We start from the raw sequence: 21,416 nt of genomic DNA, 5'->3' as shown, positions 1-21,416 counted from the left end.
TTTTTTATCACTTTATTAAAAATTAATACTGCTTAATAATTTATTATTTTAGCAAAAACCTTTTTCATGAATAGTTTGATACAAGAAACAGAGCAGTTTGTAATTGATTTGCTGAGTGAGAAATTAGATAAGCACTTTGTATATCACAATATAGCTCACACGCAACGAGTGGTTGAAAAATCACTTGAGTTAATTGAAGGAGAAAATTTTTCAGAAGAACAAATACAAGTTTTAACACTAGCAGGATGGTTTCACGATGTTGGATATACGGTTAATCCTGACAATCATGAAGAGGAAAGTATAAAAATAGCTACTGATTTCTTAAAAAATAAAGAGGTTAAAGAAGGTGTTATTGATGAAGTCTCTAAATTAATAGCTTCAACAAAAATGGGGGCCAAACCTGTAACTGAATTGGAAAAGGTTTTAAGAGATGCTGATTGCTCTCATGTGGGGAGTAAAAATTATAGTGATTTTAATGAGTTACTGCGAAAGGAAAGGGAGTTAGTATGTGGAAAAAAAATAAAAACAGATGAATGGGATGATTCTAATCTTGATTTTTTAACAAAGCACCGTTTTTATACCAGTAAAGCTTCTAAACTTTGGGAAAAACAAAAGAGTAAAAATATAGCACAGCTTTTAAAAAAGAAACAAAAGCAGACACAAGAAGAAGCTAAGTTGAAGCAGAAAAAAGAAGAGTTAGCGTACAAAAAAAATAAGATTGAGTTACCAGAGCGAGGTATTGAAACGATGTTTCGTGTAGCGCTTCGTAATCATATTACGTTGAGTGATATTGCCGATACAAAGGCAAATATTTTACTATCTGTAAATGCGATTATTATTTCGATGACATTATCTACGTTAATTCCAAAATTAGACAATACGTCCAATCATTATTTGATTGCCCCTACCGTAGTTTTTGTGTTTTTCACTGTAGTATCTATAGTCTTATCGGTGTTGGCAACAAGGCCCAATGTTACCGAGGGGAAGTTTACTAAAGAGGATGTAGCGAATAAAAAAGTAAACCTACTATTCTTTGGGAATTTTCATCAAATGCAATTGCCAGATTTTGATTGGGCCATGAGCGAAATGATGAAAGACCGTGATTATTTATATGGTTCTCTTACCAAAGATTTATATTTTTTAGGGTTGGTTTTAAATAGAAAGTACAAGTTATTACGAATTACCTATACCGTTTTTATGATTGGTATTTTAGTAAGTGTAATTTCGTTTGCAGTTGCATTTTACGTGCAAGAACAAGGAGCAAAAGCAGGAGAAGTTGTTTCCATGTTATTGCAATAGCTATTTAAACTCTTGAATGAGTTCATCGATAGTCATCGTTTTTTGAGTCTCAAAATTTTTATTGTAGATAACTTCTGCACGCAGTGCTTTTAACCCTGAAACACCTTGTAAATCTTCAATATCTAGTTTTTCTACGCTGCCTAGTAATTTTTTAGATTGTAAATATTTAATGTACTTGTAATATTCTTCAGCATCTTTGTCTTGAGAGTACACAATTGCTATTTTACCAGGAACAGTTAAGCGCTCTTCGGTTCCTTTTATATGAGCTTTATCAATACGTTTTTTTATTATTTCGTATCTAATATTATAGGCACCATCAACGTCAAACTGCTTTTCATCCATTCTAAATTTTATGGCTAATGGAGTGCTGTGGACTAAAATTAACGAAGCTACTCTAAGTTTGTGTTCCATTTTTTCGGCAGCTTTTAAGGCTACGTTTTCCATTTCACACATTACTTGTAATTGCCATAGTCTGAGGTTGTATAAGTACAAGTCGTCGTATTTTTTTTCTTTTGTTAACGATTGTCCTATGTACATGTTGTATTCAACACCATCTGTTTTATAACGTTCAAAATAATGAGGGAACATTTGTTGTGCCTCTTCTTGTCTAGCGTCGATGAAAGAAGCCAATTTATCATTTAGGAGTGTAACACTATCTTCGTAGTCTTTTCTTTTTTCGTATACTACTTGTAAGTCAGGATCTAAACGGCTGATATAAGACTCAACTAAAGTGCTTAAATCGTTGTTAACCTTTTTTATATGATTAAATGCAGGATAAATCTCACGTTTTAAAAAGTCTAAAATAGCTATTTCATCACCAGCTTTTAACCCTTTTTTTACTTCAGACAAATATTCTTCAATTCTAAATCGCAATTCTTTATAAATAGGAAGGCTTTCAACTTTGCAGGCTTCCAATAAGACAGAAATTGCTAAAGACAACTGCGTGGTTAAATCTTCTTTAATTGCTGTATTTCTGGCAATAGATGATCCTTTAATGTCTGATTGACCGTATAACGGATACACATCTGGAAAAATGATATTCTCAATTTTAACTTTTTCTTTCGCCTCATATGACTCTCTATGAAATCGTTCAGCTGCTTCGTAAAAACGCCATTTTACTGTTGGGTGAATTGAGGTGTAATTTTCCTGAATTGTAGCCTCAAGTATGTTTTGATGTTCTTCAGAAAAACGATCAACCGCAATTTTAAATAGCGGAATTAAGTCTTGTAATTTATTTTGATTGATGGAGTTTAACTCAAAAGGTCTGGGAGAGGCAAACTCAATAATTGCTAAGCTATTTTTGGAGGATGCTTGTATGGGAACTAAAATAATACTACCAATGTTTTTATCTTTTAAACGTTGGTAAAAATTTTTATTCTCGGTTTGGTTGCCATATTTATCTACATCAGAAATAGCAAGGGTTTCGTTATTAATGAAAAGTTTTTCTAAAATATAATTACAAAAAATACAATCGCATGAAACATCTTTCTCATAATTTAGAACAAGGCTTTCTTCTTTATTAATGTGTGAAGAAGAAAAGTTGTTAGAGTCGGTTTCAAAAATAGAAAACCCTAGAGATAAGTCATTTATCCCAAAAAACCTTTGAAATATTTCTTGTAGTGTACTAACCAGATCATCGTCTTTTTTTATAAGACTGGTTCTTATCTCAGAAATAATTTCATCGGTTGTAACATCAAATAAATTCATTATCCCAAAGCCTTTAAAAATGTAGGATTCAGGAGGGAATTTTTCTTTCCAAGCGTGAATATCATCAAAGTTGTCAAGTAAAAACTTAATGTCTTCTTCCGTTATTTTTGGCGCACTTTCGGTCGGATAAATCTCCATGAAGTCCGCATTAAAAGCTGCACGATATTTTTTTACAGTATTGGTTGTTTTATCAGGAATATCAAAATAAAAAGGACGTTTTATGTCGATAGAGTAGTTGTATACATCTGTTAATATGATGCTACAAGCATATTTATACATTAAATCGCTTTCAAAATTTCGAACTTTTAATTCGTAATCATCACCAGCGTTTTGTAAAATTTTTTCAAATCGGGAGGTGAATTTAAAAGAAGTAAAAGTGAAAGGAATACTTATTGCTTTAATTTCATTTTCTAATAACAATTCGGGAAATAATGGTTCAAGTAACATTTCAATAGTGTCCTTGTGTTTTTCTAATATAGATTCGTCTGAAAAACCATCTATTAACTCAGGAGCTTTTTTTGCTTCTCGAACTATATTTATAGAAGATTCATGGTATGGATGTTTTTCATACTCTTTGGCTGCATATTTTTGAAATAAAGCAACAATTTTTTCAAAGCTTATTTTAAGTTTAAAAGGAAGCTCTATATTTTGAATGTCTTTTGTTCGTCGAATGTTCATAGAGTAAAGAAATGAATCTGTACAAAGTTACAAAATTGTAGACATGTAGTCGTTTTTATTAGGATGCCCTTTCAAAAAAAATAGTTTTGTCGATGGTGTTAACGTAAGTATCAACTAAATTATGAACAGGCAGTGCCGCAAACTTAATGCCTCGAAGTTTTCTAATTTCTGATAGTGCAAATACAATTGCTATACCAACTTAGGAACACCCATACAAAAAGAGGAAGTTCTTTCGTGCTTCAGCATTTTCAATCGTTTCCATTTGAATTCAAATTTTTATGGAAACGATTGTTAATTGTTATAGTTGCGTGTTTAGTTAAGCCTAAAAACGAGCGGAAGCACATTTTTCATTTAAGATGTCTTCTGAGCTAGGGTTATACGCATTGTCGTAAATAAAGTGGTTTTCATCAAACTCTTTGTGAGTAATTTCGGTGAGTAATTTTTTTAAGCCACAGAAGTTATCAAGTTTACTATTGTTTGAAATACCAATAATTCCACGTTCAAAAGTATGGTTAGAAATAGCATCCAGAGTTGTGATTTCAGGGTTGTTTTGGATAAAAAGTTTCTTTGCTGTTAAATGATTATCATAAACGATATTTTGTATACCGTTTAGAGAAGTTAACTTAGTATTGTCTTTTATTTCTATTAAATAGCTTACAGATGTTAAGTTTGATAAATCAGAAATATTATTTAGTGAAGCATTGTTTATAATTTTGATACTGCCAGTACTTGCTAATTTAGACAGGCCTTTTAAATTGGCAAGTTGGCCATTATTTTCAATTGTAATATATAACTCGCAAGAAGTTAAGTTTTGTAAGCCTTCTATAGTTTTTAAAGAAGGGTTATTTTTAATTACAACAGTGTTTATTGCCTTTATTTGTTCTAGTCCTTGTAAACTTTCTAAAGCATCATTTCCCGTAATGTTTATTTTATGTGCAAAACTTAAGTTCTGTAAGGTATTTAAATGGGTTATTGTAGGGTTTAAGCCAATTGATAATTCTTGTTGAATAGTTTTTAAGTTCTGAAGTCCGTTTAAACTCTGTAGTAAATCATTACCTAAGATCCGAAGAGAACTCACGCTTGTAATATTTGATAAAGCTTCCATATTTGTTAACTCATCATTATTGATAATAACCAATCTTGCATTAACAGAAGTCAACCTTATGTTTTCCAGCCCGACTAAGTTTTCAAGTGAGGTGTTTACAACAAACAAATCACCATTTATTTGATTAAGGTCGATAAAACTAAAAAGGGTTGTTATGTTGGAAGCTTCTCCATTTATAATTAAGTTTCCATTAATAACATTGTATCCTTTTGAGGTAAAGTTGTCAATATCTTCTTGACTTTTTAACTCTATATTACCTTCAAATTGTTTTTTATCTGTAAAAAGCCTGAACTCAGAAGAAGCAATGGTTTTGTTATTTATGTCTTTGGCGATTACTTTACCTTGGTATTCAGTTAAGCCTTTAAGTTCTTCAAACTCGAAAGTGTTCCCGTCAATATGTTCAGCGATTAGTTTATCGTCTAAGTATAGATTGTAATAGATTGTTTTGTTTTGTGAATTATTAGTATTGATCCATTCTATTTTGCTGCTTAAAGGGTTTGTTGAATTAATTTTTACAGTTAGTTGAGTAGAAGGTGGTAGTTGGTTGTCTTCTGACTTAGAGCAAGATATAAAGAGTAAGATGACTACTGTTAATTTGTATAAATTGTAGGGCATTGTATAGCTAATTTTTTAATTTAAAAAAGGTAAATATTGGGGTAAATAAACAAAAAAGGAAAGGATATAAATGAGGTGAAAAGTTAAATTATATGTTAAATATATTAACAAGATGTGAGGTCAAAAAAGAAGCCCCTTACCAGTTTTTGATAAGGGGTGTAGTTTTTTTGAATGGAAGTTTAAAAATGAAAATCGTAATTTTTTATTTTCCCTTTTTTACCTAAGCTGTTAAATTTCCAACTAAAGCCAAGCATAAAATATTGTTGCAATACAGTACTTTCAGAGTCTTCTATATAGTTTGAAGTAGCTCTACGTTGAGCGTTGGTGTTTTGATTCAATAAATCATAAGCTTTTAAACTAATAGTTCCTTGATCTTTTAAGATAGAGTAGGCCAGCGTAGCATTCCAAAACCAAGCAGCTTTATTAAACCCAATTACGTTAGGGTTGTATGTATAACGAATATCATTTCTCCATTCTAATTTTTTAGGAACAGTAGTTTTGGTTCTTATATTAACAGAATGTCTAGTGAAATTTTGATTTTGATCAGTGTTAACGTCGTACTTAGTATTTGAAAAAGAAATAGTATAGTTTCCTTCAATAGAAGCAATCTTATTCCAATCTAAAGTAGCTCTAAAAACAGGGCTTATTGAAGCTGTGTTAGCTCCCTCCTTGATGTCATTTATAATGTTAAAGTTTTTGCTAGCTCTGATATTTGTGCCAGCTCTAAGTTGAAGGCTTACAATAGAATCTAATTTTATTTTTTTACTATAGCTACCACCTCCCCAAAAATCATAACCACCATCTGTATTTTCATAGGTAGTATTTCTTACTAAATCATCATCGATAGAAGTATTTGTTATTACTTGGTTCTCATAAAGAGTACCGCTTAGATATAACCAAAACCCAGTACGGGCTTGCCAGTTAAACTTGTTAAAATTAATGTATGCCCTATGGTTTTGTGTAGGTTTCAGGTTTGGATTACCAGTAATAATGTTAGATGGGTTGGTTACATCAGAAAAAGGTTGTATTTGGTTAATACTAGGAGCATTGTTATTTAAACGATAATCAAAGTAAATAGAAGCTTTAGAGTCAAATCTATATCTGAAACTAGCATCTAAATCTAAATTATTGTATTCTTTTTGTAAACTTAACTCAGGACGTAATTTATCATTGTTTTCTAAGGTTCTGTTTACAAAACCAGTACCAAAATTTAAACGCCATTTTTTAGTTGTATATACCAATTCTACTGAAGGAGTTTTAGTAATATCGTTGTATATAAAGTCAGAACTCAAACCAGTATTAAAATCGCTGTACTGTTGCGTTGTTGAGTTAAAATCAAAGGTGTTTTCCTTGTTTTCTCGCTCATCACGTTGATAACGATACTTAGTATCTAAAAAGAATTTTTTTGCAATCAAAGGGAAACGATAGGTGAAGTTTGTGGTAAGTCCCATCAAGTTGTTTTCAATAGTGCTTTTTTGGTTTCTATTCTCGATATCGGGATCGCTACCAAAAGTTTCAATGGTAGACTGGTTAATTTCTTCGGTATCTGCTTTGTCAATACGATTAGTTATGGAGGCTTTAATAAACGCCCCTTTTACCCCTAGTTTTTTAGTGATATCTAATCTGTTTTGAAAATTATTAGCTTCAGATTTAGAATAAGCAGAGCTCACGTAGCTATTAGTAAGTGTATTGTCTTCATCTAAAGATTCTTCTTGTCTGCGACTACTTCCTTCTCTTTTATTAAATACAAAAGTAGGCTTAATATTAATTAAGAAGGTAGAATCTATTTCAATATCAAAATCAGTGTCAAAACTATGATTGTGATTTTCATCATCAGAAGTAGTAGTGGAGTTAGAAAAATACTTCCTGTCTGGAAGCGTATATTCTCTATTGCTTTTTGATTCATTGTTAGAGGTACTTCCTGAGTAAAAATAATTGGCATTTACATCTAAACTTTTGCCAAACTCATCAGCATAGGTTGCGCCAGCAGTTTTTGATTTTATAATACCGCTACCACCGCCAAAGCGTCTTCCATTAATACTAAAACCACCGTTTCCACCTAGCCAAATATTACCACCTCCTCCAAACATTTTTTGAATTTCTCCAAAGCTAAATCCTGGAGAGTTGATGTTGTTTGTACTGGCTAATACACTAAATCGTTGGTTGTTGTCAAAACGGTTTACCATGGCAGCTCCTTCAAAGCGTTTGTCGGTTCCAGTACCACCAGACACTCTACCAAACCAACCTTTGTTGTTTTCTTTTTTTATAGTTAGGTTAATGGTTTTGTTATTTGCATCTCCATTTTCACCAGTAAAGGCTTCTGATTTTGATTTAGTATCGGTTATTTGAACTTTTTCAATAATGTCTTTTGTTAAATTTTTAGTGGTAATGCTAGGGTCGTTTCCAAAGAAAGGTTTGCCATTGACTAAAATTTTATTAACCTCTTTTCCGTTTACAGTAATTTTTCCATCTTCATCTACTTCAACACCGGGAAGTTTCTTTAAGAGGTCTTCAACATTAGCATCCTTTTTGGTTTTAAAAGATTTTACATTAAACTCTAAAGTGTCTTTTTTAACAGTAATTGGAGCTCGTGATTGAATAACTACTTCACTAAGTATATTACTTTCTTCTTTTAAAAATATGGTGCCTAAATTAAGGTTAGAGGTTTTATCTAGCTGTATTGATTTGGAGTAACTGTCCATTCCAACATAAGAAATAAAGAATTTTACATCCTTACTAAAAGACTTTCCTTCTAACGAAAATTGTCCTTTGTCGTTTGAAATAGTGTAAGTAACAATAGAACTGTCTCTTGCTTTTTCTAGATGAACTGTTGCTGCCTCAATAGCAGTTTTGTCTTTTTCAGAATTAATGGTACCAGAAATTTTAAACGGGTAGGATTGAGCAAAAATTGAGCTGGTGAGAAATAGGGTAAAAATAAAAAGTAGTTTTTTCATTGTTTATAGCAATATGATTTTCAAAGAGCTACAAATAAAAAGAAAAAACTACGTTTTAATAGTTAAATATTGTTAAACTTATTTCTGTCTGAAATAAATACTAATAGGCACTCCGTTAAAGTTATAATGTTCGCGTAATTGATTTTCGATATAACGCTTGTAAGGGTCTCTAATATACTGAGGTAAATTAGCAAAGAAAGCAAACTGAGGTGTATGGGTTGGCAACTGCATACAGTACTTTATTTTTATGAATTTACCTTTGGTTGCCGGAGGCGGATTGTATTCCATAATTTCCAACATCGTTTCGTTTAACTTACTTGTTTGAATACGACGCTTTCTGTTTTCAAAAACTTCAACAGCAGTTTCAATAGCCTTAAAAATACGTTGCTTGGTCAATGCAGAAATAAAGATAATCGGGACATCTGTAAAAGGAGCAATTGCTTGGCGAACTTTAGCTTCAAAATCACGCATGGTATTGGTTTCTTTTTCAACCAAATCCCATTTGTTTACTAAAATGACAATTCCTTTTCTGTTTTTCTCGGCTAGCCAAAATATTTTTTCATCTTGTCCTTCAAATCCACGAGTTGCATCAATAACTAATACGGCAACATCACAATGTTCAACTGCACGTACAGCACGCATTACTGAATAGAATTCTAAATCTTCTTTTACTTTCGATTTTTTTCTAATTCCAGCGGTATCAACTAAGTTGAATTCGAATCCAAAACGATTGTATTTTGTATCGATAGAATCTCGTGTGGTTCCTGCAATGTTGGTTACGATATTTCTATCTTCACCAATCAACGCATTGATAAATGATGATTTACCAGCATTTGGACGTCCAACTACAGCAAAACGAGGTAATTCGTCTTGTTCTTCTTCACCTTCTTCAGGTTCAGGAATTTCTTTCACAATGGCGTCTAATAACTCTCCGGTTCCGCTTCCATTAATAGAAGAAATCGTGTAGTACTCTCCTAAACCAAGGTTGTAAAATTCAACAGCATCAGCATCACGCATTGCATTGTCAACTTTGTTTACAGCCATAAATAATGGTTTTTCAACCTGACGTAAAAGTTTGGCAACCTCAGCATCCATAGGGGTAATGCCTTGTTCAACATCAACTACAAACACAATAATATCAGCTTCATCAATAGCTAACTGAACTTGTTTGCGTATTTCTCCTTCAAAAATATCATCAGATCCAACTATATAACCACCAGTATCAATTACAGAAAACTCTTTTCCGTTCCATTCAGATTTTCCGTAGTGACGATCTCTTGTAACTCCGCTAACAGAATCAACAATGGCTTCACGACGTTTTACTAGTCGGTTAAATAAAGTGGATTTACCTACATTTGGTCTCCCTACAATCGCAATAATACTCATTTTGCAAAAAAATTTGTGCAAAGATACAATTTAGTATATGATTTGTAATGTTTTTTAGATAGTATATAGTTTTTGCTATATTGTTGGCACCTAATCTTTTATTTAATGGATGATAAATTATACAATCAGATTTTTTTAAAACCCCGTTTTCAGTTAGAATATGAAATTAATTCTCAGGTTTTATTAGAAGAAATAAAGAAGCATTTAAACGATGTTTCTAAGTATAAAATGAAGGTTGTAGATAATCACGTAGTGATTGATGTACCTGAAAAAGAATCTCATTTATGGTCACCACAGTTACATATTGAAATAGAAGAGATTTCAGAAACTTCATCAAACATAAAAGGATTGTTTGGTCCTAAACCTCAAGTATGGACTTTTTTCATGTTTTTACATTTTTTAGTAGGGACAGCTTTTGTGATTTTTGCCGTTATAGCTTACAGCAATTGGTCGTTAAAAAAGATAACGATCTTACCTGTAGTAATGCTAGTGGTTTTGCCGATTGTGTGGATTGCTTTATACTTGATAGGAAGCCTAGGGAAATCTACAGGAAAAAAACAAATGGATGAATTGAAAGAGTACACGAAACAGTTGTTGCGAACGGTAAAAAGAGGTTAGTCTTTGTATCCAAACCGTTTTAATTGACGTTCACTAGAACGCCAGTTTTTATTGATTTTTACATGTAAATCTAAAAAAACTTTTTTATCAAAAAACTGTTGAAGGTCTTTACGAGCTTCCGTTCCAACACGTTTAATCGCACTTCCTTTGTGTCCGATGATAATTCCTTTTTGTGTTTCACGTTCTACCATAATAACAGAACGGATTTTTATAATAGTATCTTCTTCAACAAAACTTTCAGTTTCAACTTCTACAGAATAAGGAATCTCTTTTTTGTAATGTTGAAGAATTTTTTCACGAATTTTTTCATTCACAAAAAAGCGTTCAGGTTTATCGGTTAACTGATCTTTTGGGTAAAAAGGAGGAGAATCTGGTAAAAGCTCAATAATTTTATAAAAAACGGTATCTACATTAAAGTTTTCAAGGGCAGAAATTACATACACAAAAGAATTTGGAACCTTCTTTTTCCAATATTCAATTTTAGCTTCAACCTCTTCTTGAGTTGATTTATCGACTTTGTTTAATAATAAAATCACTGGGATTTTGCTATTGATTATTTTGTTGAAAAAAGCTTCGTTTTTAAGAGCCGTTTCACCAACTTCTACCATGTAAATAAGTACATCGGCATCATCAAAGGCCGATTTTACAAAATCCATCATAGATTCTTGCAACTCATAAGCAGGCTTAATGATTCCTGGTGTATCCGAAAAAACAATTTGATAATCGTCTCCATTGACAATCCCCAAAATACGGTGTCTAGTAGTTTGGGCTTTTGAAGTGATGATAGATAGTTTTTCGCCAACTAGTGCGTTCATCAAGGTAGATTTCCCAACATTTGGGTTTCCAATAATATTTACAAATCCTGCTTTATGTGTCATACTGCAAAGATAGGTTGTTTTATGTAAGAAGTATTTATTTTTTATTTGCTTGTTATTTAGAAGGATATGTTTAGATGAAAAATAAATGCTTTTTTTTTGGGTAGAACAAGAAAAAGAATGTATATTTGCAACCGCAAATCGCGGGATAGAGCAGTAGGTAGCTCGTCGGGCTCATAACCCGAAGGTCACTGGTTCGAGTCCAGTTCCCGCTACTAAGTAAAGGCTTTCAAGAAATTGAAAGCCTTTTTTTGTTTGTGAGTAAAAATCCGTGTAGGGATGTTTTAATGCTTAAACACAATTCTTATGAATTTTATTTCAAGTCTTAGAAATCCTAAATCCATCTCTATTTGCTCCTGTTTGATTATATTTTACTGAATTGTATTGATCTTTTTCTTCTGTGATTTGAGGATAATTTAGTAAAAGCTGTCATTTATTATATTTTATTAAGGGAAATGTTTTTCGGGTCAATATCAATGTTTCTGTTTGGTATGTTAGGATATAGTTTCGTCTTTAGAATCAAAATAAGGATTATTAACTTTTTATTTGGATAGAACAAAGAAAAAGACGTATCTTTGCAATCGCAAATCGCGGGATAGAGCAGTAGGTAGCTCGTCGGGCTCATAACCCGAAGGTCACTGGTTCGAGTCCAGTTCCCGCTACTAAGCAAAGGCTTTCGAGAAATCGAAAGCCTTTTTTCGTTTTTGTATTTAGTTGTTAATGTTAAACTTTTTTTAATCTTTTGTGTTTTAGCAAATAAAGGCATTACATTTACAGGTTTAAGATAACGCAACTAAATAAAAACAATGAGAAAATTACTTTTAACTCTGTTGCTGGTTGTTTGCACTTCTGCATTTGCTCAAGTACACGATCCAGTAAAGTGGACTACTTCTGTAAAAAAGATATCCGATAAAGAAGCTGAGCTAGTAGCTACCGCAACAATTCAAAAAGATTGGCATTTGTATTCACAAGAGATTCCAAAAGGAGGGCCAATACCAACCTTATTTACTTTTGAAGGAAATGCGAACTATTTAAAAAAAGGAAATACTAAAGAAGAAGCAGGACATGTAGTGGATGATCCAATCTTTGAAATGAAAATTAAATATTTCGATACCAAAGCTACTTTTACTCAGAGAATCCGTTTAAAAACTACAGAGAAGTTTACTGTTAAAGGAGTGGTAGAGTATATGGTGTGTACAGGAATGAACTGCTTACCTCCAAAAGAAGTAGAATTGACTTTTAATGTAAACTAATCCCTTTTCCCCAAATACGATGAAAAAAATACTAGCATTTTTGCTTTGTTTTACTGTTGGGTTTTCGGCCATGAGCCAAATTCACAATCCAATAGCATGGAAAACGAGTGTAGAAAAAATTTCTGAAACAACATATAACTTAGTAAGCACCGCGACAATACAAGGAAGTTGGCATTTGTATGCACAGGAAGTTCCGAGTGGAGGGCCTATTCCAACAACTTTTACATATGATGATGACGGAGGAAAAATTAAAATTGTAGGAAATACTACAGAGCCAGAAGGTGAAGTTAAGTTTACCACACTTTTTGGTGAAGAAGGAATGAATATTAAATCCTTTGCACACAAAGCCGTTTTTAAGCAAAAAGTAGAACTGGTTGATGCTAGTGTAACCCAAGTAAATGCGTTTGTAGAGTTTATCGCTTGTACTGATGAGATGTGTTTACCACCAAAAGAAGTAGACTTGACATTTGATTTAACAACGGCTACTAAAGCTTCTACTGGTACAACAAAAGAAACAAAAACAACAGATAAAGTTGCATCCAAAGAAAGTAAAAAAGAAGATAAGAAAGGTTTGTGGGCTATTTTCTTTGTAGCCTTTCTGTCGGGGTTTGCAGCCTTGTTGACTCCGTGTGTGTTTCCTATGATACCCATGACGGTAAGCTTTTTTACCAAACAGAGTAAAAGTAAATCGGCAGGAATTCGAAATGCTATTATTTACGGGTTATCAATTATCGGAATCTATGTGTTATTAGGGTCTGGAGTGTCTTTTATTTTCGGAGCCGATGCCTTAAACGCATTGTCAACTAACGTATGGTTTAATTTAATTTTCTTTTTAATCTTGGTAATTTTTGCAGTGTCTTTCTTGGGGGCTTTTGAAATTACCTTGCCAAGTTCGTGGGCAACTAAGGTAGATTCTCAAGCTGATAGAGGAGGTTTAATTGGAATCTTTTTTATGGCATTGGCCTTAGCAATTGTGTCTTTTTCTTGTACAGGACCAATTGTTGGAACATTGTTAGTAGAAGCTGCTTCTAAAGGAGGAATAGCGCCTATTGTTGGAATGTTAGGGTTCTCTTCAGCTATTGCACTACCATTTGCCTTATTTGCAGCTTTTCCAGGATGGTTAAATTCATTGCCAAAATCAGGAGGATGGTTAAACACAGTAAAAGTAGTATTAGGGTTCTTAGAATTAGCCTTAGCATTTAAGTTCTTATCAAATGCCGATTTAGTATTACAATTACATCTACTAGAAAGAGAGGTGTTTATTGCAATTTGGATTGCTATTTTTGGAGCCTTAGCTTTTTATCTTTTCGGAAAAATACAATTACCGCACGATAGCCCAATTAGTCATATATCTGTAGGAAGATTAAGTTTAGGATTGATAGTATTATCGTTTACCATCTATATGGTTCCTGGATTATGGGGGGCACCGCTGAATTTAATCAGTGCTTTTCCACCGCCACAACATTATAGTGAGTCACCTTACGGAGTAGGGTTTACAAAACAAGCAGTAGTAAGTTCAGGGAATCAAGAAAATGGACATGAGCGTTTACCCGAAGGAGCACATTTAATGCCACCGCATGATATTATGTCGTTTCATGATTATGATAAAGGACTAGCCTATGCTAAAAAAGTAGGAAAGCCAGTAATGTTAGATTTTACAGGGCATGCTTGTGTAAATTGTAGAAAAATGGAACAAAACGTTTGGGTAAAACCAAAGGTGTTAGACGTGTTGAAAAACAAAGTAGTCTTAATTTCTTTGTATGTAGACGATAAAAGACCGTTAGAAGAAGATGAGGTGGTAGAATCAAAGTTAAACCCAGGGAAGAAATTAAAATACATTGGTCAAAAATGGAGTGAAATGCAAACCATTAAGTATAAGGCAAATTCACAACCATTTTATGTGTTAATGAATCACGATGAATCGAATATAAATGACCCGATAGCCTACACACCAGATGTAGATGAATATTATAACTGGCTTGAAAACGGGATTACTCATTTTAAAAAGTAATTAAAAATTAGGGTATAATAAAAAAGCACTTCAGATTTTTCTGAAGTGCTTTTTTATTAACATACGTTATGTTACAAATCTGCAAAGCATTGTAAGAGGTTCTTTTACAGTAGCTATTTTGAAATTACCTATAAAATTCGTACCTTTGTACTATATGGTAGATACTACACACGAGAAAAAAAATCAACGAGTTTTTACATTCAACTACCTTGTGTTCCGTAATCAATCGGACAAGTTTATCCCACCAGGGTTCTAATTTAAGTTTACAATAGCTCCTCTTTTTGTGAGAAGCTTCTCTAGTATATTTAAAAACACTTTGTAGAACTATTTACCAGTTAAAAAATAGATTTATAAAATGTTTTTTTTGACCTTACGAGTATCCGTTTACAGATAATCGTACACTTTTCTAAAAAGTATTCCGCATTAAAAGACAAATACCAAAATAAATAGGTTTTGTATTTACTGCTATTTAAGTTTCAATAGAAAAAGAACTAAAGAAACTTATAATTATTACATACCTATTCTTTTTTATAAAAATAAAATTATGACAATAAAAACTTACGATGCATTTAATCGTATAACCCCTTTAGAAATAGAAAGAGTAACTAACTTTTTATACACACACCTTGAAAAATATGGAGATGAAAAATCAGCAATTCGTAAAGCAATAGACTATGCAGCAAAAGAGCGAACAGGATTAGGTGGGTATGTTTTTACGATAGAAGATAAAGGTGAAATTATAGGGGCAGTGGTAATAAATAAAACTGGAATGGATGAGTATATTCCAGAAAATATCTTAGTGTACATAGCCACTCACAATGAATATAGAGGAAAAGGAGTTGGAAGAAAAATAATGACACATGCTATTGAAAACTGTAAAGGAGACATTGCTTTACATGTAGAAAAAGACAATCCAGCTAAGTTTTTATACGAAAAGTTAGGATTTACCACGCCATATTTAGAAATGAGATTAAAGAGATAATATGAGACAGTTAAAAATAACAAAACAAGTAACCAATAGAGAATCAAAATCTATTGAGAAGTACTTACAAGAAATAGGTAAGATTGATTTGATTACTGCAGATGAAGAAGTTGAATTAGCTCAAAAAATCAAAGCAGGAGACCAACGAGCGTTAGAAACTTTAGTGAATGCTAACTTACGTTTTGTTGTATCGGTAGCTAAACAATATCAAAATCAAGGGTTGCGACTTTCTGACTTGATTAATGAAGGAAATATTGGTTTGGTAAAAGCTGCAAGGCGTTTTGATGAAACGCGTGGATTTAAGTTTATATCGTATGCGGTTTGGTGGATACGCCAGTCTATTTTACAGGCCTTAGCAGAACAATCTCGTGTGGTTCGTTTACCGTTGAATAAAATAGGAAGCATTAGTAAAATTAATAAAGCGGTTTCTAAGCTTGAACAAAGTAATGAACGCATGCCTACGCCAGAAGAAATAGCCAAAGTTTTAGATATGACCGTTTCAGATGTAAAACAGTCAATGAAAAACTCTGGAAGACATATTTCTATGGATGCGCCTCTAAAAGAAGGAGAAACATCAAACTTATACGATGTTATGAAAGCTTCTGAAGCTCCCAAACCAGATAAAGATTTAATGCAAGAATCTTTACAGTTAGAAATTAGTAGAAGTTTAGAAACACTATCTCCAAGAGAATCGGATATCATAAAACTATTTTATGGTTTAGAAAACTACCGACCTATGAGCTTAACTGAAATAGGAGAAACTTTTGATTTAACAAGAGAACGTGTTCGTCAAATTAAAGAAAAAGGAATTAGAAGATTAAAACAACGATCGAGAACCAAAGTACTACAAACCTATCTAGGGTAGTTTCGACTTTGTTTAATTCATTAAAAATAATAATTTAAAAAGAGATAAATAATATGTTAATAATACAGGTAAAAGAGGGTGAAAACATCGACAGAGCGATTAAACGCTACAGAAGAAAATATAGGAATACAAAAGTATTACAAGAAATAAGAGAAAGAAAAGAATACACAAAACCATCTGTAAGCAGAAGAGAGCAATTAAAAAAGGCTCAGTACAAAGAGCAGTTTTTATTAGAGCAGGAAAAATAAGATATGGATATACATTTTATTGATCTATTAATATTTGTGTTATATCTGATTTTTATGCTTGGAGTAGGAATTTACTTCATGAATAAAAACAAATCAAAAGACGATTACTATGTAGGAGGAAGAAACATGTCAGCAGGTCATATAGGACTTTCTGTTGTTGCAACGGATGTTGGAGGAGGTTTTTCTATAGGCTTAGGAGGTCTTGGTTTTTTAATGGGACTCTCCGGTAGCTGGATGCTTTTTACAGGATTATTAGGTGCTTGGATAAGCGCCGTTTTTTTAATCCCAAAAGTATACCCTATCGCTAAAAAACATCATTTTTTAACGTTCCCAGAATCGTTAGCGTTTCACTACAATACAAAAGTAGCTCTAATGGCTGGAATTATTTCACTAATAGGGTACATAGGTTTTACAAGCTCACAAATTTTAGCAGGAGCAAAACTAGCATCCGCTACCTTCCCTTCTATATCAATTACTAAGGCAGTTTTAATTATGGGAGTCATTGCAGTGATATATACAGTTATTGGAGGAATAAAAGCAGTGATTTATACAGATACCATTCAGTGGATAATTCTAATGGTAGGATTAATAGGGATTGGAATTCCTATTGGTTATGTAGAAGTAGGGGGATGGAATGGAATTAAAGAGATTTTACCAGTTAGTTTTTTATCACTGACCAATGTTTCGTTTATTGATATGTTTAATTGGATAATCACCATTGTACCTATTTGGTTTGTTGGAATGACCTTATACCAACGAATTTATGCTTGTAAAGATGAAAAAACAGCAAAAAAAGCATGGAAAATAGCGGGACTTTTTGAATATCCAATAATGGCATTTATGGGGGTTGCCTTAGGGTTGTTTTCAAGAGTAGCCTACGAGCAAGGAATGTTTGCAAGTATAGGATATGCACCTGGGGTGGCATTAGATGCAGAATTAGGGCTTCCATTGTTGTTAAGAAGTATTTTACCAGTAGGTTTAATGGGGTTAATGATGTCAGCTTATTTTTCGGCAATCATGTCTACAGCCGATAGTTGTTTAATGGCAGCTTCAGGGAATTTGACAACAGATATTTTGGGGTATTTCAAGAAAAGTATCAGTATAAAAAACTCACAATTGATAACTTTTTTAATAGGAGGCTTAGCTATTGTATTGGCTACAAAAATGCAAAATGTATTAGAGTTAATGTTGTATTCGTACGCTTTTATGGTATCAGGTTTGTTAGTTCCTGTCTTAGGAACATTATTACTGAAAAAGCCATCACCAATTGCCGCTTTTTATGCAATGATTTCAGGAGGATTGACCACTTTACTATTAATTATTTTAGAGGTAAAATTACCTTTTGGTTTGGATGCAAATTTCTTCGGAATTACATTATCAGCTATCGTATTTTTAATAATTCAGTTAATCAATAACCAAAAAACATGGAAAGCCTAAAGGATGCTTTAGAGAAGGTAAGAAAAGAATTACATAAGTTTCCTGAAGTTTCTGAAGAAGAATATGAAACTAAAAAAAGAATACAAACTTTTTTAAAGGAACATACATCGTGCAAAGTGGTACCGGTAGCAAAAACAGGGTTGCTAGCAATATTTAACGAAAATGAAGAAGGGAAAACAGTTATGCTTAGGGCAGACATTGATGCGTTGCCTATTCAGGAAGTGAATACTTTTGAGCATAAATCTGTAAATGAAGGAATTTCCCATAAATGTGGACACGATGGGCATACAACAATTTTACTTGGGGTAGCAAAACTACTTACAGAAAACCCTTTGCGTAAAAGAAAAGTGTTGTTACTTTTTCAACCTTCAGAAGAAAACGGAAGAGGAGCGCAGTTTGTTTTAGAAGATCCTTCTTTTAAAGAACTCAATATAGACTATGTTTTTGCACTACACAATTTACCAGGTTTTACCAAACAAGAAATAGTTGTAAAAGAAAACGAGTTTACTAGCAATGTAAAAAGTGTAGTAATTACTCTAGAAGGAAAAACAGCGCATGCAGCAGAGCCAGAAAAAGGCTACAATCCAGCGAACGCAATTGCTGAAATTCTTCATTTTGTAAAAAAAGAAACTAAAAATACACCTGAAAACCCTGATTTTTTCCTAGCTACACCAGTACATATAATGATGGGAGAAAAAGCCTATGGAGTATCAGCAGGATATGGAGAGGTACACCTTACATTACGAAGTTGGAGTACGCGTTTGATGAAAGAAAAACAGAATAAGTTTGAACAACTACTTCAAAAGCTTCAAGAAAAAGAAAAGTTAAGTATTAATACTTCTTGGTTTGAAGAGTTTTATGCAAATAAAAACAACAAAGAAGCCGTTGAATATATAAAATCGGCAGCAGAACAACTAAATTTATCAATTAATGAAATAAACACTCCATTTAAATGGGGAGAAGACTTTGGATTGTTTACACAGCAGTTTAAAGGAGCTATGTTTGGGCTAGGAGCAGGAAAAGATACACCAGCATTACATAATCCAGATTATGATTTTCCTGATGAAATAACAGTAACAGGAGCACAATTATTTTATAATATTTTAAAAGAAGTTCAACAATAATGACTCATACATCGTATTTAGAATTATCTGAATCAGCAATAAAAAATAATATCAATTTTATACGTGGAATAATAGGAGATACTACTATTTTTTCATCTGTAGTAAAAGGAAATGCTTACGGTCATGGAATTAAAACCTACTGTATGTTGGCATACAAATACGGAGTAAGACATTTTAGCGTTTCTGATGCGAATGAGGCTTTTGATGTAAAAAAAACACTGCCTTATGAAGATGTAACCATTATGATAATGGGAATGATTGAAAACAGTCAGTTATCATGGGCAATAGAAAATGAGATAGAGTTTTTTGTTTTTGAAGAAAATAGACTACAAAAAGCGATAGAAGCAGCTAAAAAAGTAAAGAGAAGTGCTAAAATTCACTTAGAAATCGAAACAGGAATGAACAGAACAGGCTTTGTTCCGAAAGAAACAACAAAAGTTCTTAAATATATTGAGACGCATAAAGAATTTGTTGATGTTAAAGGAATTTGCTCTCATTTAGCAGGAGCAGAAAGTATTTCAAATTACAAGAGAATAACCGACCAAAAGAAAAAGTTTAAAAATGTAAGAAAGAGAGTAAAAGAACTTAATTTGTTTAAACCAACTTACCATTTAGCAAGTTCAGCAGCTACAATTCGATATCCAACAACAAGGTTAGACTTGGTAAGAGTAGGTATTTTACAATTTGGTTTTTTCCCAACAAACGAAATATTAGTTCACTATTTAACCAAAGAAAAAATTGTAGAAAATCCGCTAAAAAGAATCATATCTTGGAAAACACAAGTTATGGATGTTAAAACGATAAAGGCTGGTCAGTTTATTGGCTATGGTACATCCTATTTTACAAATCAAGAAACAAAAATAGCAATCATTCCTGTTGGCTATTCTTCAGGATATAGTCGCTCTCTAAGTAATAAAGGAAAAGTTTTAATTAGAGGACAAAGACATAAAATAGTAGGAACCATCAATATGAATATGATGGCAGTAGATGTAACACATGCTGGCACTATTGAAAAAGGAGATGAGGTTGTGTTGATAGGAAGTCAAGGAGATGTTGAAATAACAGTTTCATCATTCAACGATTCAATACAAATCATTAATTATGAATTACTAACACGACTTCCTGAGAATTTACCAAGAATAATAACAAAATAATTATGGCAGAATTAATTATATATTCTGAAAGAATAAAAGACAACATAAAGAAGTTAAGTGACTTTTTTGAAGAAAATCATATTGAATGGAGTTTGGTAACAAAAGTTTTCTCAGGAGATAAAACATTCTTAAAAGCAATTTTAACCTCTGACGTAACCCAAAAAATAAACTCAATTGGAGACTCAAGGTTAACAAGCTTGAGAAACTTAAGAGAGGTAAACCCAGATTTACGAACCATTTACATAAAACCCCCTGCAAATATTTATGCAGATGAGGTGGTAGAGTACGCAGATATTTCTTTAAACAGTTCTTTATCTACGATAGAGTCGCTTAATGAAGCAGCGAAGAAAAAAAATAAAATTCATAAAATCATTATTATGATTGAAATGGGTGAATTAAGAGAAGGGGTAAAAAGAGATGATATTTTAGGGTTTTATGAAAAAGTATTCAACCTATCGAACATCGAAGTAATAGGGATAGGATCAAATTTAGGATGCATGTATGGTGTAGAACCTACTTATGATAAGCTATTGCAATTATCATTGTATAAAGAACTGATATCGGCAAAATTCAATAAAGATTTAAAGTACGTTTCTGGAGGTTCATCAATTACGTTACCATTGGTGGAAAATGGAGTTGCTCCTAAAGATATCAACCACTTTAGAATTGGAGAAGCTGCATTCTTTGGAGTAAGTCCGTTAGAGAATAAGCAGTTTAAAGATTTGCATACAGAAACATTTGAGTTTTATGCTAACGTAATAGAGTTGGAAAAGAAAAAAATAGTGCCCGATGGCATTATAAGTGAAGCAAGTATTGGACATACATCTACTTATGATGAAAACGATGTACAAGAAACATCGTACAAGGCAATTTTAGATTTTGGTTTATTAGATGTAGATAAAAATGATATTGAAGTTGAGGATAAAAGTATATCTTTTGTGGGAATTACTTCTGATATGTTAGTAATTGATGTTGGGTTGAATAAAAATGAAGCAGGAGATACAAAATATAAAGTAGGTGATAAAGTAAAGTTTACACTTAGCTATATGGGGGTAGCAAGATTGTTAAGTTCTAAATTTATAGATAAAGTTTATATATAAAACAA

16 protein-coding genes and 2 tRNA genes are annotated in these 21,416 nt (G+C 32.5%); 13 read left to right on the top strand and 5 right to left on the bottom strand.

Annotated elements, in window-relative coordinates:
- Positions 1–66 precede the first annotated feature (66 nt).
- Positions 67–1,299 (top strand): Pycsar system effector family protein, encoded by a 1,233-nt coding sequence (locus tag V1T75_RS06060; protein WP_330487658.1) that lies wholly within the window; start codon positions 67–69, stop codon positions 1,297–1,299.
- Here the strand turns inward: V1T75_RS06060 and V1T75_RS06055 are convergent, their stop codons facing one another.
- From V1T75_RS06055 to der, 4 genes are all read right to left on the bottom strand, one after another.
- Positions 1,300–3,684, bottom strand: a complete 2,385-nt coding sequence (locus tag V1T75_RS06055; protein WP_330487657.1) for a GAF domain-containing protein — start codon at positions 3,682–3,684, stop codon at positions 1,300–1,302.
- 322 nt (positions 3,685–4,006) lie between these two features.
- Positions 4,007–5,404, bottom strand: a complete 1,398-nt coding sequence (locus tag V1T75_RS06050) for a hypothetical protein (RefSeq protein ID WP_330487656.1) — start codon at positions 5,402–5,404, stop codon at positions 4,007–4,009.
- A 179-nt stretch (positions 5,405–5,583) separates the two neighbouring features.
- Positions 5,584–8,358 (bottom strand): outer membrane beta-barrel protein, encoded by a 2,775-nt coding sequence (locus V1T75_RS06045; protein ID WP_330487655.1) that lies wholly within the window; start codon positions 8,356–8,358, stop codon positions 5,584–5,586.
- A 78-nt stretch (positions 8,359–8,436) separates the two neighbouring features.
- Positions 8,437–9,744 carry a ribosome biogenesis GTPase Der gene (der, locus tag V1T75_RS06040; protein WP_330487654.1) on the bottom strand — a complete coding sequence of 436 codons (1,308 nt, stop codon included), beginning with the start codon at positions 9,742–9,744 and terminating at the stop codon, positions 8,437–8,439.
- A 105-nt stretch (positions 9,745–9,849) separates the two neighbouring features.
- Between der and V1T75_RS06035 the strand changes: the two genes are divergently transcribed.
- Positions 9,850–10,362 carry a GTP-binding protein gene (locus V1T75_RS06035; RefSeq protein WP_330487653.1) on the top strand — a complete coding sequence of 171 codons (513 nt, stop codon included), beginning with the start codon at positions 9,850–9,852 and terminating at the stop codon, positions 10,360–10,362.
- Here the strand turns inward: V1T75_RS06035 and era are convergent.
- Positions 10,359–11,285, bottom strand: a complete 927-nt coding sequence (gene era / locus V1T75_RS06030; protein ID WP_330487680.1) for a GTPase Era — start codon at positions 11,283–11,285, stop codon at positions 10,359–10,361. The genes V1T75_RS06035 and era overlap by 4 nt on opposite strands.
- A gap of 94 nt (positions 11,286–11,379) precedes the next feature.
- Here era and V1T75_RS06025 point away from each other — a divergent pair.
- The 11 genes from V1T75_RS06025 (at position 11,380) to V1T75_RS05975 (ending at position 21,411) form a co-directional block, all read left to right on the top strand.
- Positions 11,380–11,452 (top strand) — tRNA-Met (locus tag V1T75_RS06025).
- A gap of 374 nt (positions 11,453–11,826) precedes the next feature.
- Positions 11,827–11,899, top strand: a tRNA-Met gene (locus V1T75_RS06020).
- A 144-nt stretch (positions 11,900–12,043) separates the two neighbouring features.
- The gene (locus V1T75_RS06015; protein ID WP_330487652.1) at positions 12,044–12,490 is read left to right on the top strand and encodes a protein-disulfide reductase DsbD domain-containing protein; all 447 of its coding nucleotides are present in this window, start codon (positions 12,044–12,046) and stop codon (positions 12,488–12,490) included.
- 19 nt (positions 12,491–12,509) lie between these two features.
- Entirely contained in the window at positions 12,510–14,501 is a 1,992-nt protein-coding gene (locus tag V1T75_RS06010; protein ID WP_330487651.1) for a protein-disulfide reductase DsbD family protein, read from the top strand.
- A gap of 544 nt (positions 14,502–15,045) precedes the next feature.
- The gene (locus V1T75_RS06005; protein ID WP_330487650.1) at positions 15,046–15,483 is read left to right on the top strand and encodes a GNAT family N-acetyltransferase; all 438 of its coding nucleotides are present in this window, start codon (positions 15,046–15,048) and stop codon (positions 15,481–15,483) included.
- Between the two features lies 1 nt (position 15,484).
- Entirely contained in the window at positions 15,485–16,348 is an 864-nt protein-coding gene (locus tag V1T75_RS06000; RefSeq protein ID WP_330487649.1) for a sigma-70 family RNA polymerase sigma factor, read from the top strand.
- A gap of 53 nt (positions 16,349–16,401) precedes the next feature.
- Positions 16,402–16,596, top strand: coding sequence for a 30S ribosomal protein S21 (rpsU, locus tag V1T75_RS05995; protein WP_099215800.1), 195 nt, complete (start codon positions 16,402–16,404; stop codon positions 16,594–16,596).
- A 78-nt stretch (positions 16,597–16,674) separates the two neighbouring features.
- Complete coding sequence (locus V1T75_RS05990; RefSeq protein ID WP_330487648.1) at positions 16,675–18,033, top strand: sodium:solute symporter family protein; 1,359 nt, start codon at positions 16,675–16,677, stop codon at positions 18,031–18,033.
- Positions 18,021–19,157, top strand: a complete 1,137-nt coding sequence (locus V1T75_RS05985; protein WP_330487647.1) for an amidohydrolase — start codon at positions 18,021–18,023, stop codon at positions 19,155–19,157. Before V1T75_RS05990 ends, V1T75_RS05985 begins: the two co-directional genes overlap by 13 nt.
- Complete coding sequence (gene alr, locus V1T75_RS05980) at positions 19,157–20,311, top strand: alanine racemase (RefSeq protein ID WP_330487646.1); 1,155 nt, start codon at positions 19,157–19,159, stop codon at positions 20,309–20,311. The genes V1T75_RS05985 and alr overlap by 1 nt, the downstream gene beginning before the upstream one ends.
- Positions 20,312–20,313: 2 nt before the next feature.
- On the top strand, positions 20,314–21,411 hold the full coding sequence (locus V1T75_RS05975) for an alanine racemase (protein WP_330487645.1): 1,098 nt from the start codon (positions 20,314–20,316) through the stop codon (positions 21,409–21,411).
- Positions 21,412–21,416 lie beyond the last annotated feature (5 nt).

Origin of the sequence: Tenacibaculum sp. FZY0031 (assembly GCF_036350695.1) — a bacterium.
GTDB lineage: Bacteria > Bacteroidota > Bacteroidia > Flavobacteriales > Flavobacteriaceae > Polaribacter.
Note: the sequence above shows the minus strand (reverse complement) of the source record. Positions and strands in the feature narration are given on the sequence as shown.